10 protein-coding genes and 1 tRNA gene are annotated in these 14,465 nt (G+C 64.9%); 9 read left to right on the top strand and 2 right to left on the bottom strand.

Annotated elements, in window-relative coordinates; all coding sequences use genetic code 11:
* Nucleotides 1–1,160 (bottom strand): 3-oxoadipyl-CoA thiolase (gene pcaF / locus Q7J58_RS22825; RefSeq protein ID WP_304832404.1); only part of this gene is annotated, 1,160 nt, incomplete at its 3' end.
* Nucleotides 1,161–1,289: 129 nt separating this feature from the next.
* Between pcaF and Q7J58_RS22820 the strand changes: the two genes are divergently transcribed.
* Complete coding sequence (locus Q7J58_RS22820) at nucleotides 1,290–1,724, top strand: DUF1841 family protein (protein WP_304832406.1); 435 nt, start codon at nucleotides 1,290–1,292, stop codon at nucleotides 1,722–1,724.
* A gap of 64 nt (nucleotides 1,725–1,788) precedes the next feature.
* Here Q7J58_RS22820 and Q7J58_RS22815 read toward each other — a convergent pair whose 3' ends face one another.
* Nucleotides 1,789–2,457: a c-type cytochrome gene (locus Q7J58_RS22815; RefSeq protein WP_304832402.1), complete on the bottom strand. Its 669-nt coding sequence runs from the start codon at nucleotides 2,455–2,457 to the stop codon at nucleotides 1,789–1,791.
* Between the two features lie 161 nt (nucleotides 2,458–2,618).
* Between Q7J58_RS22815 and Q7J58_RS22810 the strand changes: the two genes are divergently transcribed.
* The 8 genes from Q7J58_RS22810 to Q7J58_RS22775 all read left to right on the top strand — a co-directional run bounded on the left by Q7J58_RS22810 (nucleotide 2,619) and on the right by Q7J58_RS22775 (nucleotide 14,257).
* Nucleotides 2,619–3,473, top strand: a complete 855-nt coding sequence (locus Q7J58_RS22810) for a MoxR family ATPase (protein ID WP_304832400.1) — start codon at nucleotides 2,619–2,621, stop codon at nucleotides 3,471–3,473.
* Nucleotides 3,474–3,484: 11 nt separating this feature from the next.
* Complete coding sequence (locus Q7J58_RS22805; RefSeq protein ID WP_304832398.1) at nucleotides 3,485–4,093, top strand: GNAT family protein; 609 nt, start codon at nucleotides 3,485–3,487, stop codon at nucleotides 4,091–4,093.
* 90 nt (nucleotides 4,094–4,183) lie between these two features.
* Nucleotides 4,184–5,095: a putative phage abortive infection protein gene (locus Q7J58_RS22800; RefSeq protein WP_304832396.1), complete on the top strand. Its 912-nt coding sequence runs from the start codon at nucleotides 4,184–4,186 to the stop codon at nucleotides 5,093–5,095.
* The gene (locus tag Q7J58_RS22795; RefSeq protein WP_304832395.1) at nucleotides 5,088–6,554 is read left to right on the top strand and encodes a helix-turn-helix domain-containing protein; all 1,467 of its coding nucleotides are present in this window, start codon (nucleotides 5,088–5,090) and stop codon (nucleotides 6,552–6,554) included. Before Q7J58_RS22800 ends, Q7J58_RS22795 begins: the two co-directional genes overlap by 8 nt.
* A gap of 89 nt (nucleotides 6,555–6,643) precedes the next feature.
* Nucleotides 6,644–7,831: a VWA domain-containing protein gene (locus Q7J58_RS22790; RefSeq protein WP_304832393.1), complete on the top strand. Its 1,188-nt coding sequence runs from the start codon at nucleotides 6,644–6,646 to the stop codon at nucleotides 7,829–7,831.
* Between the two features lie 8 nt (nucleotides 7,832–7,839).
* The gene (locus Q7J58_RS22785; RefSeq protein ID WP_304832391.1) at nucleotides 7,840–9,894 is read left to right on the top strand and encodes a BamA/TamA family outer membrane protein; all 2,055 of its coding nucleotides are present in this window, start codon (nucleotides 7,840–7,842) and stop codon (nucleotides 9,892–9,894) included.
* A 6-nt stretch (nucleotides 9,895–9,900) separates the two neighbouring features.
* Nucleotides 9,901–14,094 carry a translocation/assembly module TamB domain-containing protein gene (locus tag Q7J58_RS22780; protein WP_304832390.1) on the top strand — a complete coding sequence of 1,398 codons (4,194 nt, stop codon included), beginning with the start codon at nucleotides 9,901–9,903 and terminating at the stop codon, nucleotides 14,092–14,094.
* A gap of 88 nt (nucleotides 14,095–14,182) precedes the next feature.
* Nucleotides 14,183–14,257: transfer RNA gene (locus Q7J58_RS22775), tRNA-Arg, on the top strand.
* Nucleotides 14,258–14,465 lie beyond the last annotated feature (208 nt).

Genomic DNA, 14,465 nt, shown 5'->3' with positions numbered 1-14,465 from the left:
ATGCACATGGTGCACAAGGCGTAGCGCCCGCCGGTGGCGTGCAGGCGGTTGACCGCCGTGGTGGCCAGGCGCGCACCGCTGGCACCCAGCGGGTGGCCCAGCGCAATGGCGCCGCCCCAGGCGTTCACGCGCTCGTCGTCGTCCTGCAGGCCCAGCATCCTCAAGACGGCCAGCCCCTGAGCGGCAAAGGCTTCGTTGAGTTCGATCACGTCCAGCTGCGCCAGCGTGAGGCCGGTGAGCGCCAGCACCTTCTGTGTGGCCGGCGCCGGGCCAATGCCCATGATGCGCGGGGCCACGCCCGCCGTGGCCATGCCCACAATACGGGCCTTGGGCGTGAGGCCGTTCTTCGCGGCGCTGGCTTCGTCGGCCAGCAGCAGCGCGCAGGCGCCGTCGTTGACGCCGCTGGCGTTCCCCGCCGTCACCGTGCCATCCGGACGCACCACCCCTTTGAGTTTGGCCAGTGTGTCCAGCGTGGTGGCTCGGGGGTGTTCGTCGGTGTCCACAACCAGCGCATCGCCCTTCTTCTGCGGGATGGTGACCGGGCAGATTTCGCGCGCCAGGTGACCCGCCTGGATGGCGGCCACGGCTTTCATCTGGCTGGCCAGGGCCATGCGGTCTTGCGCGTCGCGCTCGATCTTGAAGTCGGTGGCCACGTTTTCGGCCGTTTCGGGCATGGAGTCCACACCGTACTGGGCTTTCATCAGTTTGTTGACGAAGCGCCAGCCGATGGTGGTGTCGTAAACAGCGTTGTTGCGGGAAAACGCGCTCTCTGCCTTGGGCATGACGAAGGGTGCTCGGCTCATGCTTTCCACGCCGCCGGCGATCATCAGGCCGGCCTCGCCGGCTTTGATGGCGCGCGCAGCGGTGCCCACGGCGTCCAGACCCGAGCCACACAGGCGGTTGATGGTGCCCCCGGGCACCTCCAGCGGCAGGCCAGCCAGCAGACTGCTCATGTGGGCCACGTTGCGGTTGTCTTCCCCGGCCTGGTTGGCGCAGCCAAAGAGCACGTCGGTGATGGCGGCCCAGTCCACCTGCGGGTTGCGCGCCATGAGCGCACGCAAGGGAATGGCACCCAGGTCGTCGGTGCGCACGCTGCTGAGGGCACCGCCGTAGCGGCCGAAGGGGGTGCGAATGGCGTCGCAGATGAAGGCTTGGGTCATGCAGTCTCCTGTTGTGGAATTCATTCAAGGAAAAAATATGCATTATCTTGCATGTTTCTACAATGGTTCGCAAGCCATTGTGCCGCTGCTTTCCACCCAGAGCGGCCTGTGCGCGACAATCCGGGGATGCTGATTCAACCCTCTCAGGCCGATGTACGGCGTTATTTTTGCGGTGTTTACGCCAAAGCCCGCTCAGGGTCGCCCATGGATGCCATGGAGACACTGGTGAGCCAGTGGATCGACGAACACCCCGAATACCATGCCACCCTGTCCGACGTGGACGCGGCCCTGCGCGACATGGCGCTGGCCGACCCCAACCAGGAAAACCCGTTCCTGCACCTGTCCATGCACCTGTCCATCAGCGAGCAGTCCAGCATTGACCAGCCCCCCGGCATCCGGCAGGCGGTGGAGCTGCTGGCCGCCCGCCGCGATGACCTGCACGCCGCGCACCACGAGGTGATGGAATGCCTGGGTCGCATGATCTGGGAGAGCCAACGTGCCGGTCGCCCGCCCGACGGTGAGGCTTATATTGAGCAGGTTCGCCACAGAGCCACCCAAGACTGAGGGCTGGGGCACCAACGAAAAAGCCGCTCGTTGAGCGGCTTTTTCGTTGGTGTGCAACGGACTATCAGCGGAAGCGGGACTGCGGCACGATTTTCAGCTCGCCTTCAACAGACGCCAGGTATTTGGCGATCTCGCGCATTTCGGCCGTGGAATACTGCTTGGCGATGCCCGCCATGATGCCGTTGGAACGGCCCACCACGGTGTTGCCTTCCACCGTGTAGGCCTTGAGCGCCACAAACAGGTAGTCGGCATGCTGGCCGCCCAGCTTGGGGTAGCTGGGGTCGATCGGCTTGCTGAAATTGGCACCGTGGCAAGACGCGCAGGCGCCCTTTTCAATCAGCGCAGCCGCTGCGGTGCTGGCGGTGCGGGGGGTCTCGGTAGCTGTTTTGTCGGTTTGCGAGGCATAGAACGCGGCCAGATCGGCCATGTCCTGCTCTGAGAGGGACCCGGCGATGCCGCGCATGGACGGGTGCTTGCGGTCGCCTTTTTTGTACGCGGTCAGGGCGGAGACGATGTATTTGTCCGACTGGCCCGAAATCATCGGGACTTTGTGGATCTCGGGGAAGCTGTTCTGGTAACCCGGAATGCCGTGGCATCCAATGCACATGTCGGCTTTCTTCTGGCCTGCCTGTGCGTCACCGGTGACGCCCTGAGCGTGGGCGGTCAGTGCTGCTGCAGAAAGCGTCGCAGCGGCGACAAGGGTACGAACGATCGTGGGCAACAGTTGGTTCATTTTGCAAGCACAATGAGATGGACATTGATAAAAATCAATAGACGATTATATAGACTCGATCATCACCGCCGACTTATTGATTACCCTGACCTGCCGCACCGCGCCCGGCAGACCACTCCCTGAGCCCCGGCCTGCTGGCCATCTACCTGTTGCCTCTGCCCATGAAATTCCAAGGTTCACAAAACTACGTCGCCACCCAGGACCTGATGCTGGCCGTCAACGCCGCTATCACACTCAAGCGCCCGCTGCTGGTCAAAGGCGAGCCCGGTACCGGCAAAACCATGCTGGCCGAAGAGGTGGCGCAGGCGCTGGACATGCCGCTGCTGCAGTGGCACATCAAGAGCACCACCAAGGCGCAGCAAGGTCTGTACGAATACGACGCGGTGAGCCGCCTGCGCGACTCGCAAATGGCCGATGTGGACGGCGGCGAGCGCGTCAAGAACATCCACAACTACATCGTCAAAGGCGTGCTGTGGCAGGCCTTCACCGCCGAGCAACCGGTGGCGCTGCTGATTGACGAAATCGACAAGGCCGACATCGAGTTCCCCAACGACCTGCTGCGCGAACTCGACCGCATGGAGTTCTACTGCTACGAGACGCGTGAGATGGTGCGCGCCCGGCACCGTCCCCTGGTGTTCATCACCTCGAACAACGAAAAAGAGTTGCCCGACGCATTTTTGCGCCGCTGCTTCTTCCACTACATCAAGTTCCCCGACAGCGAAACCATGCAGCGCATCGTGGACGTGCACTTCCCCGACCTTAAAAAGGAACTGCTGGCAGCGGCCATGAAAACCTTTTTCGACGTGCGCAACCTGCCGGGCCTGAAGAAGAAACCGTCCACCAGCGAACTGCTGGACTGGCTCAAGCTGCTCATGGCCGAAGACATTCCGCTGGAAGCCCTGCAAAGCGCCGACAGCAAGGTCAGCATCCCGCCGCTGGTGGGCGCCCTGCTCAAAAACGAGCAAGACACCACGCTGTTTGAAAAGCTGGTGTTCATGAACCAGCGCAACCGCTGAAAGATAGCGCGATGGCGTTCGTCGAACCCGTCATCTTGCGCGCCAACGGCATCGCTCTGGTGCCGCTGTCCCGGGATCATGAAGCGGGCTTGCGCGCCGCAGCCGCCGACGGCGCCTTGTGGGAGCTGCGCGTGACCTCGGTGCCCGAACCCGAGCAGACAGGTGCCTACATCGAAACCGCCCTGCACATGCGCGCCGAAGGTAACCGTTTTGCCTTTGCCGTGACCGACGAAGCCAGCGGCAAAGTGCTCGGCTCCACCAGTTACCACGACATCCTTCCAGCCGTCAAACGGGTAGAGATCGGCTGGACCTGGTACGCCCAAAGCGCACAGCGCACCCATGTCAACACCACCTGCAAACTGCTGCTGATGGGACACGCTTTCGACACCCTGGGCTGCTCTGTGGTGGGATGGCGCACCGACAACTTCAACTTTGCCTCTCAAAGTGCCATCGAGCGTTTGGGCGCGAAAAAAGACGGCGTGATCAGAGGCCACGCGCTGCGCCGCGACGGCACCATCCGCGATACGGTGATGTACAGCATGCGGGCGGGAGAATGGCCTGAGGCCAAGGCGCAGCTGCTGTATTTGCTGAGGCGAAGCGGTGAACAAGGGCGTGCGTAATCGGCTTGTTTCATTGAAATTTTCAAACTCCGAAGTCAGGGTCCGGCTGTGCGCGCGAAAACGATCCTTCAAGGACTGAAGACATGGTTGATGCTGCTCGTGCCTGCGGCATTTGCGCTGGGTGCCGTGCTGGCCTATGCCGTGACTTTTTGGCACCTGCCCGCCACCGAAGACCCGGGCGCATGGGGGGCGTTTGGCGACTTTCTGGGTGGGCTGCTGAACCCGCTGGTGTCTACCTTGACCCTGTTTGTGGCGGCCCGCGTGTTGAAGCTGCAACGGGAAGAACTGGCACTGACACGCAAGGCGCTTGAGCAAACCCAGCTCGCCATGGAAGAACAGGCGAAAACTGCCGAGCAGCAACGGCAGGAGCAGCGGTTTTTTGATTTGCTGAATGTGTACTACCAGACAGTCAATGTCATTTCCTATACGCGTCTGACCACCAAAGGAGTTGAACGCGGTTATCGCGACTACAACGGCAAAGCGGCAATGGCTGCTTGGCTAAGGAACGCATTGGAACTGCACGATTTCGTGCTGAATCGAGGTAGTGTTGGCACCAACAACGACCCTACAGACCATGCAGACGAAATCCAGCATATGGATCGAATGTTCGTAAATTGGCAGGACTACGAAGCGCGGGAATATTTCGACTCCTACTTCAGAGTAGTCAGTCACCTGCTCGCTGAAGCAAAAGGGTTACTCGGGGAGCAACACCATCGCTATGTCGTGTTGTTTCGTTCACAGCTGAGTAAGTCAGAACTGGTGCTACTGGCCTATCACTTCTGGCTTGATCCCGAGAGCAAACAGTCATTGCAGTTTGCTGAAACCTATGCCCTTTTGCAAGACCTGGACAGAGGGGATTTAAGAACCGAGCTGGAGAAGGAATTCGGGTACTTCTTGTTTGGTTTACATATATCAGAGAAGCAAGAAGCCCTTGCTCCAACGGATACCGGATCCCCGGAGATTGGCTGCTCAGCTTCAAAGGACACCCCGCCTCGTGTTTGACACCCTCCTCACCCAACCCGAAGGCAAAACGCTGGAGTTCAAGCGCGACCTCTCCAGCCCCAGGCCTTTGCTCAAAACCCTGGTGGCCTTTGCCAACACGGCGGGCGGGCGGCTGGTGGTGGGAGTGGACGACCTGCGCCAGGTGGTGGGCGTGGCGCAGCCGCTGGACGACGAAGAGCGGCTGTGCAACCTCATTGCCGACAGCATTGCGCCGCGCCTGGTGCCGCAGGTGGAACTCATCACCGTGCAAGGCAAAACCCTGCTGGTGGTGGATGTGTACGTCAGCGGCTCGCGCCCCCACTGGCTCAAAGCCGAAGGGCCAGAGTACGGCGTGTACGTGCGCCTGGGCACCACCAGTCGACAGGCCGACCCGCAGCTGATTGAAGAACTGCGCCGCAGCGCCCAAGGTGTGGCCTTTGACGAAATGCCCATGCCCCACCTGACGGTGGACGACCTGGACTTGGCCACCGCCCGCCAACTGTTCCAGGGCACCAGCCCGCTGGACGAACAAGCCCTGCGTACCTTGAAGCTGCTCACGCACACCCAAGGCCACTGGGTGCCCACCCAAGGCGCTGTGCTGATGTTTGGCAAACAGCGTCGCATGCATTTTTCAGATGCGTGGGTGCAATGTGGTCGCTTTGTGGGCACCGATAAAGCGGCCATTTTTGACCACATCGACCTGGACGAACCGCTGCCCCAAGCGGTGGACAGCATCATGCTGTTCCTGAAAAAACACGCCATGCGCGGGGCCGACTTTTCGGCGGTGCGGCGCAAGGACGTGTGGAGCATCCCGCTCACGCTGCTGCGTGAGGCCGTGATCAACGCGCTGGTGCACACCGACTACTCGCAACGCGGTGCGCCCATCCGCATTGCGTTTTTTGACGACCGCATTGAAATTGAAAACCCCGGCACCCTGGTGCCCGGCCTCACGTTGGAAGACATGCGCCAAGGCGTGTCCAAAATCCGCAACCATGTGCTGGCCCGTGTGTTCCGCGAACTCAACCTGATCGAGCAATGGGGCAGCGGTGTGCGCCGCATCTTCCGCGAAGCGCAAGAACTCGGCCTGCCAGAGCCGCAGATCATTGAACTGGGACTTCGTGTGCGGGTGGTGGTGCATTTGGCACAACTGCTGCCCACGGTATTGCCACAGCCTGCACCGAAGAAGACAGCACCACGGCTAGAGTCGCGGCTAGAGTCGCGGCTAGAGTCAGCGTTGGCGGCCAGAGTGATCGTGGTGTTGGCCGATACCGAAGCAGGCAAGGCCCAACTGGCCCGGTCGCTGGGGCATCAAACCGTTTCGGGCGAGTTGCACAAGCAAGTGAAACGCCTGGTTGAGCAAGGCTTCATTGAAATGACCCTGCCCCACAAACCCAACAGCCGCCTGCAAAAATACCGCCTCACCCCCGCAGGCCGTGCTTTGCAGGTGGATTCAGATGCGCATGAGCCCAACACGCTGTAGCGGCCTGTGCCCTACCATTCAGCAAAAAAACCATCTTTAACCATGGATCGAACCATCCGGGCCACCTGCCTTTGGCCAGAAAGCACCCCATGCTGATCGACTTCTTCTACACCCTGCGTGCGGCCAAGTTACCGGTTTCGGTCAAGGAATACCTGACGCTGCTGGAAGCCATGCAGGCCGATGTGGTGGGGCCGCGCAACCCCGATGCGTGCTCCATGGACGATTTCTATTACCTGGCGCGCACCGCGCTGGTGAAGGACGAAAAGCACTTCGACAAATTCGACCGCGCCTTTGCCGCCTATTTCAAGGGCGTGGAGATGATCGCGGACTTCACCAAGCCCATCCCGGCCGACTGGCTGCGCCAGGAGATGGAGCGCATCCTCTCCGACGAGCAAAAGACCAACGCGCCCAAGATGGACTGGGACGAGCTGATGGAGACGCTGAAGAAGCGGCTGGAAGAGCAGAAAGAGCGGCACGAAGGCGGCAGCAAGTGGATCGGCACCGGCGGCACCTCGCCGTTTGGCCACGGCGGCTCCAACCCGCAGGGCATACGCATTGGCGGCAAGGGCGGCAACAAAACCGCCCTGAAGGTGTGGGACCAGCGCGCTTACCGCGACTACGACGACACCCAGGAGCTGGGCACGCGCAACATCAAGGTGGCGTTGCGCCGCCTGCGCAAGTTTGCGCGCGAAGGCAACGACCTGGAACTGGACCTGCCCGACACCATCCGATCCACCGCCGCCAACGCGGGCTGGCTTGACATCAAGATGATTCCCGAGCGGCACAACAACGTGAAGGTGTTGCTGTTGATGGACGTGGGCGGCACCATGGACGACCACATCCAGCGCGTGGAAGAACTTTTTTCGGCGGTGAAAAGCGAGTTCAAGCACCTGGAGTTTTATTACTTCCACAACTGCGTGTACGACTACATGTGGAAAAACAACCGCCGCCGCTACGCCGAAAAATTCCCGACCTGGGACATCTTGCGCAAGTACAACAAGGACTACAAGTTGATCTTTGTGGGCGATGCGACCATGAGCCCGTATGAAATTCTGCAGCCCGGTGGCAGTGTGGAATACAACAACGAAGAAGCCGGCGCCGAGTGGCTGCAGCGCCTCACGCACACGTTTCCCAAATTCGCGTGGATCAACCCGGAACCGCAGGGCGTGTGGCAGTATCGACAGAGCATCAGCGTCATTCAACAGCTCATGGGCCAGCGCATGTACCCGCTGACCATCAAGGGACTGGAAGACGCCATGAGAATGCTGTCGAAATAAGCCATTGCATGAACCTTTTCTTTACAAGCCGTGTGGTCGCCACACGGCTGATCGTGCTGGTGCTGACCTGGCAGCTGCCCTCAGCGGCGCTGGGCCAGGCGGACCCGTCAACGCAGAGCAACCCTGTGGAAGCAGCAGCGCCGCTGCTGCCCGACGATGCCCGCATCGACACAGCGGCCGACACCGCCGTGGACGAAACCACCCCGCCGCGCCGCCGCAACGGCCAACCCCGCCCGCCGGCAGAGCCCCGGTTTGACATTGACCTGCAAGCCACGGCCGAACTGAGCGCCTTTTTGCTGCGCCATCTGGAACTGCAGCGCTTTCGCACCCTGCGCGACCTGGACGCCAGCGAGCTGGAGCGTTTGCTGGAAGCCGCCCCAGACAACCTGCGCGATCTGCTGGGCACGCTGGGTTATTTTTCCCCGGTGATCGAGGTCAGCCTCACGCCCGCCACACCGAACACGTCAACCTCCACCGCCACAGCGCCCACCCGCAGCCATCTGGGCACGGTCAAGATCCAGGTCGAGCCCGGGCCTCTGACCCGGGTGGCATCGGCGCAGGTGTACTTCAAAGGTGACATTGCCACCGCCCCCGAAGCCGCTGAGCAGCGCGAAGCCATTCGCCGCAGCGGCACGCTGGCCACCGGTGTGGCCTTTTCGCAAGCCGACTGGGACCGGGCCAAAACCACTGCGCTGCGCCAGCTCACCGCACAGCGCTACCCCGCTGGCCGGATCGAGAACAGCCTGGCCGACATTGATGCCGCCACCCAAAGTGCCAACCTGTACATCGAACTGAACTCGGGACCTTCGGTGCAGGTGGGTGCGGTGCGGGTGGAAGGCATTGAACGCTACGACCCCGCCATGGTGGAGCGCATGGTGCGACTGGCCGGGCTCACCCCGGGCAGCGACTACGACCTGACCCAATTGCAAGCGGCCCAACAGCGCTTGGCCGAAAGCGGCTATTTCGACTCGGTGTTCGTGTACATGGACCCCGCCAACAACCCGCAGGCCTCGCCCGTGGTGGTACAGGTTCGAGAGACGAAGCGCAAGATGCTGGTGCTGGGTGTGGGCGGCAGCACCGACAAAGGTGCCCGGTTGTCGGTCGAGCACACACACCACCGCGTGCCCGGTATCGGCTGGCGTGCCCTGAACAAACTGCAACTGGAACGCGATGACCAGTTGGCCAGCACGGTGTGGAGCGCGCCGGTGGACGACCGGGGTTGGCGCTGGATCAGCAGCGGCCAAGCAGCACGCCAGATCGACAACTTCACCACCACCACCAGCCAGCGCCTGCGCGCCGGACAGGCCCAGGACACCCCCGACCTGGACCGCAGCTTCTTTCTGCAATACGACCGCGCACGGGCCGTCAACAGCGCCTTGCGCAGCCTGCTGCCCGCACCGGCCGAATCGTCGGTGTCGGCCAACTACGCGTGGACACGCCGGCGCTTCAACGACCTGGTGTTCCCCGAGTCGGGCCAGGGCCTGAGTGTGGAACTGGGCGTGGGCACCACGCTGGGCGACGCCCGGCTGCCGTTCACCCGCGCACAGGCCCGCTGGCTGGGCTATTGGCCGATCAGCGCGCTCAGCGGTGAACCACGCACCGCGCCGCTGGGTGAAGCCCGCCCCGCCGCAGACGACACGGGCCGAGCCGGTCGCCTGGCACTGCGGCTGCAGGGCGGCGCGCTGTGGGCCAAACAAACTGCCCCGGTGCCCGAAACCCAGCTGTTTCTGACCGGTGGCGACACCACCGTGCGCGGCTACGGCCTGCGAGACATTGGCGTACCCCAGGCCGACGGCAGCGTGTCTCCGGGCCGCTACCTGGCCGTGGCCAGCCTCGAATGGCAGCGGCCGTTGTGGCGCAACGGCACGCGCTCCCCCTGGGAAAGCGTGGTGTTTGTGGACGCGGGCGCGGTGGCCAACATGCCGGGCGACCTGCGTCCGAAATGGGGCGTGGGCGCTGGCATGCGCTACAACAGCCCGGTGGGCCCTTTGCAGGTAGACCTGGCCTACGGGCTGCAGAGCAAGCGCTTGCGCGTGCACCTCAACGTCGGCTTCAGCTTCTGACGCAGCATGAACAACGCCCCCCCCGAAGACCCCAACACAACCACGGTACCGGTGGCCGCTGCGCGCCGCCGGCCGCTGCGCGCGGGGCTGCAAACCATCGCATCAACGGCCCGCGGCGTGGGCTGGCTGGGCGTGTGGCTGCCCGGCGCCTTGCTGGCGCTGTTGCTGGCGGCTGGCGTGGCGCTGTGGCTGTGGGCGGCCACCCCCGGTTCGCTGGCCCACACCCTGGCCTGGGCCCAAAACTACACCGCGTCCCGGGCAGACAGCACCGGCGTACTGACCGCAACCGATGTGCAGGGCAGCCTGCGGGCCGGCGGCCAGATCGGGCAGTTGCAGTGGTCGCGCGACGGCTTGACGATCAAGGCCACCGGCGTGCGCGTGCGCCTGGGGCCTGACCTGTGGATCGACGCCGCGCTGGGCCGGGGCCTGCACGTGGACGCGCTCGACATCGCGCAACTGGAGATCACGGACCAGCGCCCGCCCAGCCCCACCGAGCCCCTGCAGGCGCTGGCCCTGCCGCTGGCGCTCACCCTGCCCTGGTCGGTGGACGAGCTGGTGCTCAACGGCGCACAGCCGCTGAACCTGCGCGCCATCCAAGGTGTGTACCGCTATGGCCGCACCGATGCACCGCTGGCACCCGGCGTGCCTGATGCGCACCGGCTGACGCTGGAGTCGCTGCAGGTGGCGGGCGGGCGCTACCGCCTGCAAGCGGCACTGGGCGCGCAAACGCCCATGCCGCTCACACTGGACGTGCAAGGTGACGTGCACACCAGCGTACCCGGTGGCAGCAACATCACCCTGCAAGCCACCGCACAGGCCAGCGGTTTTCTGAGTGGGCCCGGTGCCACGCTGGATGTAAGCGCCCGCGTGCACACCCAGACAGGCGCCGACACGCTGCCCACGCTGTCAGCACAAGCCCAAGTCATGCCCTGGGCCACGCAACCCCTGGTGCGCGCCGACATCACCGCGCACCAGCTCAACCTGGCCACCCTGTGGCCGCAGGCGCCTGTCACCGCGCTCTCAGGCACCTTGCAGGCGCAACCCGATGGCGACGCCTGGCGCGCCAGCGTGCGCCTGAGCAACCCCCTCAGCGGGCCCGCCGACCGGCAGCGCCTGCCGCTGCACAGCTTGCAAGCCGATGTGGCGCAGCAAGGCACCCGCTGGACCCTGTCCCACCTGGACGCCCAACTGGGTGGCGGGCGCCTGCAGGGCGATGCGCAGGTGCAACTGGGCAGCACAACCACCACCCGGCCAGCACCCGAAAGCCAGCAGCGCACTGCGGGCGACACCTGGCAAGGCGACCTGCGCCTGAGCGGCATCAACCCCGCACTGCTGTGGAGCACGCTGGCCCCGGCAGCGCTGGACGGTACCCTCACCGCCCGCACAGCCAGCACCAGCGGGGGCCAGGAGTCGATCGACCTGAACGCGCTCATCCAGCCATCGGGCCGCCAACCCGCCGGTGCACCACTGGCCGGGCTGCGCCTGCGCGAGCTGCGGGTGCAGGGCCGCTGGCAACCCACCGCGGGCGACCCCACCCAAGGCCTGCTGGACCTGCGCGACGCCCAGATCCAGATGGCCGACGCGCAGCTGCAAACCAGCGGGCAGTTCGACACCACCAGCCGCCAGTTCAAAGGCCAGCTTGCGCTGCAGGTGCCCGGTGCGCAGGCGCAATGGCAAGGCCTGCTGGCCCACAGCGCCGGCGAGGGCAACAGCCGCCTGCAGCTCGACGATGCCGCCCGCCTGCTCACCTGGGTGCGCAGCCTGCAAACCCTGCCCGGGGTCGGGCCGCCACTGCGGGCCTGGCTCGACACGCAGCCCGGCCTGGCCGCACAAGGCAGCGCCCACCTGACGGCCCAGTGGCAAGGCGGCCTGGGCGCACTGGGCTACCCCGCGCCTGCGGCTGCGGCCCCCACCACCGTGGCACCCCTTCCCCAACTGCAAGCCACACTCAACGTACCCCGGCTGGAGCTGCAGCCCGACACCAGCAACGACAGCACCAGCCCCACCACTGGAATCTCCCTCAGCGCCTGGCAGCTGCAAGCCGACGGCCGTCTGGACGACCTGCAACTGAGCGCACAGGGCACGGTGGCCCAGGCCCCCTGGAGCGGCGAACTGGACACCCAGGGGCAGCTGAAAAGCAGCAAGCCGGGCGCCAACGGCGCCGCCAGCTGGCAAGCGGGCCAGCTCAACCTGAGCCGCCTGCAGCTGCGCGTGAGCGATGCGTCGCGCAACGACCGCACCACCGACTGGAACCTGCAAAACACCCAACCCCTGGCCTTGCAATGGCAAACCACCGCGACCGGCCTGCGCCTGGACGCGGGCGCAGGCCGCCTGCAGCTGATGCCGGCCGTGCGCCGCACCGCCAGCACCCAGCCGCCCGCCCCCCACCTCGGCACCACCCCGCTGAGCGTCGTCTGGGACAGCCTGGTCTGGCAAGCCAACACCCTGCAAACGCGCGGGCGCCTGAGCGACCTGCCGCTGGCCTGGGCGGAGGTGCTGGGCACCGCCGAAGGGGCCAAAAACGGCCCCCTGACCCGCGCCGGCCTGAGCGGCAACCTGGTGTTTGACGGCCAATGGGACGTGCTGCTGCCAGCCGACGGCAACACCCCGCTGCGCCTGTCGGCTTCGCTGCAGCGCAGCCGCGGCGACCTCACGGTGCAAACCGACGGTGCCCCGACCAGCAACGGCCAGCGCCTGCAAGCCGGCATCCAACAGGCGCAGCTCAGCCTCAGTGTGCAGGGCAGCACCGTGCAGGCCAGCCTGCGCTGGGCCAGCGAACGCCTGGGCCAGGCCTCGGCCGACCTCAGCACCGAACTCACCTCCCGCAGCGCCCCGGCGAGCACCGCCAGCACGCTCGACCACTGGTGGCCAGCCAGCGCTCCCCTGCGCGGCACGGCCAGCGCACAGTTGCCGCAAGTCGGTGTGTGGTCGGCGCTGGTGCCGCCCGGATGGCGCATGCGCGGCACCCTGCAGGCCAACGCCGCCTTGGCCGGCACGCGAGGCACCCCCCAATGGAGCGGCACCCTGAAGGCCGACGAGCTGGGCTTGCGTTCGGTGGTGGACGGGTTTGCGTTTTCCAACGGCCAACTGCGCGCCACCCTGGCCGGCGACAAGATCACCATCGAACGCTTCAGCCTGCAAGGCCCACGCGGCACCGAACCGGGCGGCACGCTGGAAGCCACCGGCACCGCCGAGTGGCGGGCGGTTGAGGGCAGCGCGTTGCGCCAGCCGTTCATCGAACTCCAAGCCACCGCATCCAAGCTGCGGGTGTCCAACCGCGCCGACCGCCGACTCACCCTCTCGGGCCAGCTCAACGCCCAACTCGCCGGGCCCAAGCTGCACATACGCGGCCAGCTCACCGCCGATTCCGCGCTCTTTGTGCTGCCCGACGAACTCGCCCCCACCCTGAGCAGCGACGTGGTGTTGCGAGGCACTTTCAGCTCCCCCGAAGACCCTGACGCCGTGCGGGTACAGCCCGATGTGCAGGTGGACCTGGACCTGGGCGAACAATTTGCAGTGCGCGGGCGCGGCCTGCAAACCCGCCTGAGCGGCCAGCTCAGCGTGCGCAGCACACCGGCCGTGCCCGCGCCCCGGGTGCTGGGCGAGGTACGCACCGTCAGCGGCACCTACCGTGCCTACGGCCAGCAACTCAGCATCGAAACCGGCGTGCTGCGCTTCACCGGCCCCTACGACGACCCCACGCTCGACATCCTGGCCGTGCGCCCCCAACAAGGCACCGGCGGGCAGCGTGTGGGCGTTCAAATCAGCGGCAGCGCCCAAAACCCACGGGTGCGCCTGTTCTCAGACCCCGAGCTGCCCGACAGCGAAAAGCTCGCCTGGCTGGTGCTCGGACGCCCCGCCACCGGTGCAGGCGCCGAAGCCGCCGTGCTGCAACAAGCCGCCATGGCCCTGCTGGCCCGCAACAGCAGCGGCACCGAGGGCGGGCTGGCCAGCTCGCTCGGTCTGGACGAACTCGGCTTTATAGGCCAAGCCACCAACGCCGACGGCACCACCGCATCGGCGGCACTCACGCTGGGCAAACGCATCTCCAACGACCTGTACCTAACCTACGAACGCAGCCTGGCCGGCACCATGGGCACGGTGTCCATCTTCTACGACGTGTCGCGCCGGCTCACGCTGCGCGCCCGCGCCGGTGAAGAAAACGCCGTGGATCTGATCTTCACCGTGCGCTACGACTGAGCGCACCCCAAGGCCCACCGAACCGCGATCCAGCGCGCCTTTACAATCTGGGCACCCCTTGCCCGGCACCGCCTGGGCAACAGGCTCTGCCGCCATAGTTCAATGGATAGAACGAGTGCCTCCTAAGCGCTAGATACAGGTTCGATTCCTGTTGGTGGTACCAAACTCAAAGCCGGAACGGTCCAAAGCCTTCCGGCTTTTTCGTTTGTTCGATGGCAACGCGGGTTCCGGGGTTCGATGAACTGCGCACGACGTCGCTTCCATGCTTGGGTGTGCTCCGGGTCTTGGGTCTCGAGGCCCCGAAAGGGCCTGTGGGGCAGATGAACGGTCAGGGCAGACTTGTAAAATTGAGTACATTTGACCTCTCGCAC

It is taken from the genome of Hydrogenophaga sp. (assembly GCF_030656115.1).
In the GTDB taxonomy this organism is placed as follows: Bacteria; Pseudomonadota; Gammaproteobacteria; order Burkholderiales; family Burkholderiaceae_C; genus Hydrogenophaga.
Note: the sequence above shows the minus strand (reverse complement) of the source record. Positions and strands in the feature narration are given on the sequence as shown.

Bases quoted from the DNA above. Each gene is read 5' to 3' on its own strand.
- Q7J58_RS22785 (WP_304832391.1), top strand. From the start codon at position 7,840: ATGAACCTTTTCTTTACAAGCCGTGTGGTCGCCACACGGCTGATCGTG.
- Q7J58_RS22800 (WP_304832396.1), top strand. From the start codon at position 4,184: ATGCTGCTCGTGCCTGCGGCATTTGCGCTGGGTGCCGTGCTGGCCTAT.
- Q7J58_RS22780 (WP_304832390.1), top strand. From the start codon at position 9,901: ATGAACAACGCCCCCCCCGAAGACCCCAACACAACCACGGTACCGGTG.
- Q7J58_RS22810 (WP_304832400.1), top strand. From the start codon at position 2,619: ATGAAATTCCAAGGTTCACAAAACTACGTCGCCACCCAGGACCTGATG.
- Q7J58_RS22805 (WP_304832398.1), top strand. From the start codon at position 3,485: ATGGCGTTCGTCGAACCCGTCATCTTGCGCGCCAACGGCATCGCTCTG.
- Q7J58_RS22790 (WP_304832393.1), top strand. From the start codon at position 6,644: ATGCTGATCGACTTCTTCTACACCCTGCGTGCGGCCAAGTTACCGGTT.
- Q7J58_RS22815 (WP_304832402.1), bottom strand. From the start codon at position 2,457: ATGAACCAACTGTTGCCCACGATCGTTCGTACCCTTGTCGCCGCTGCG.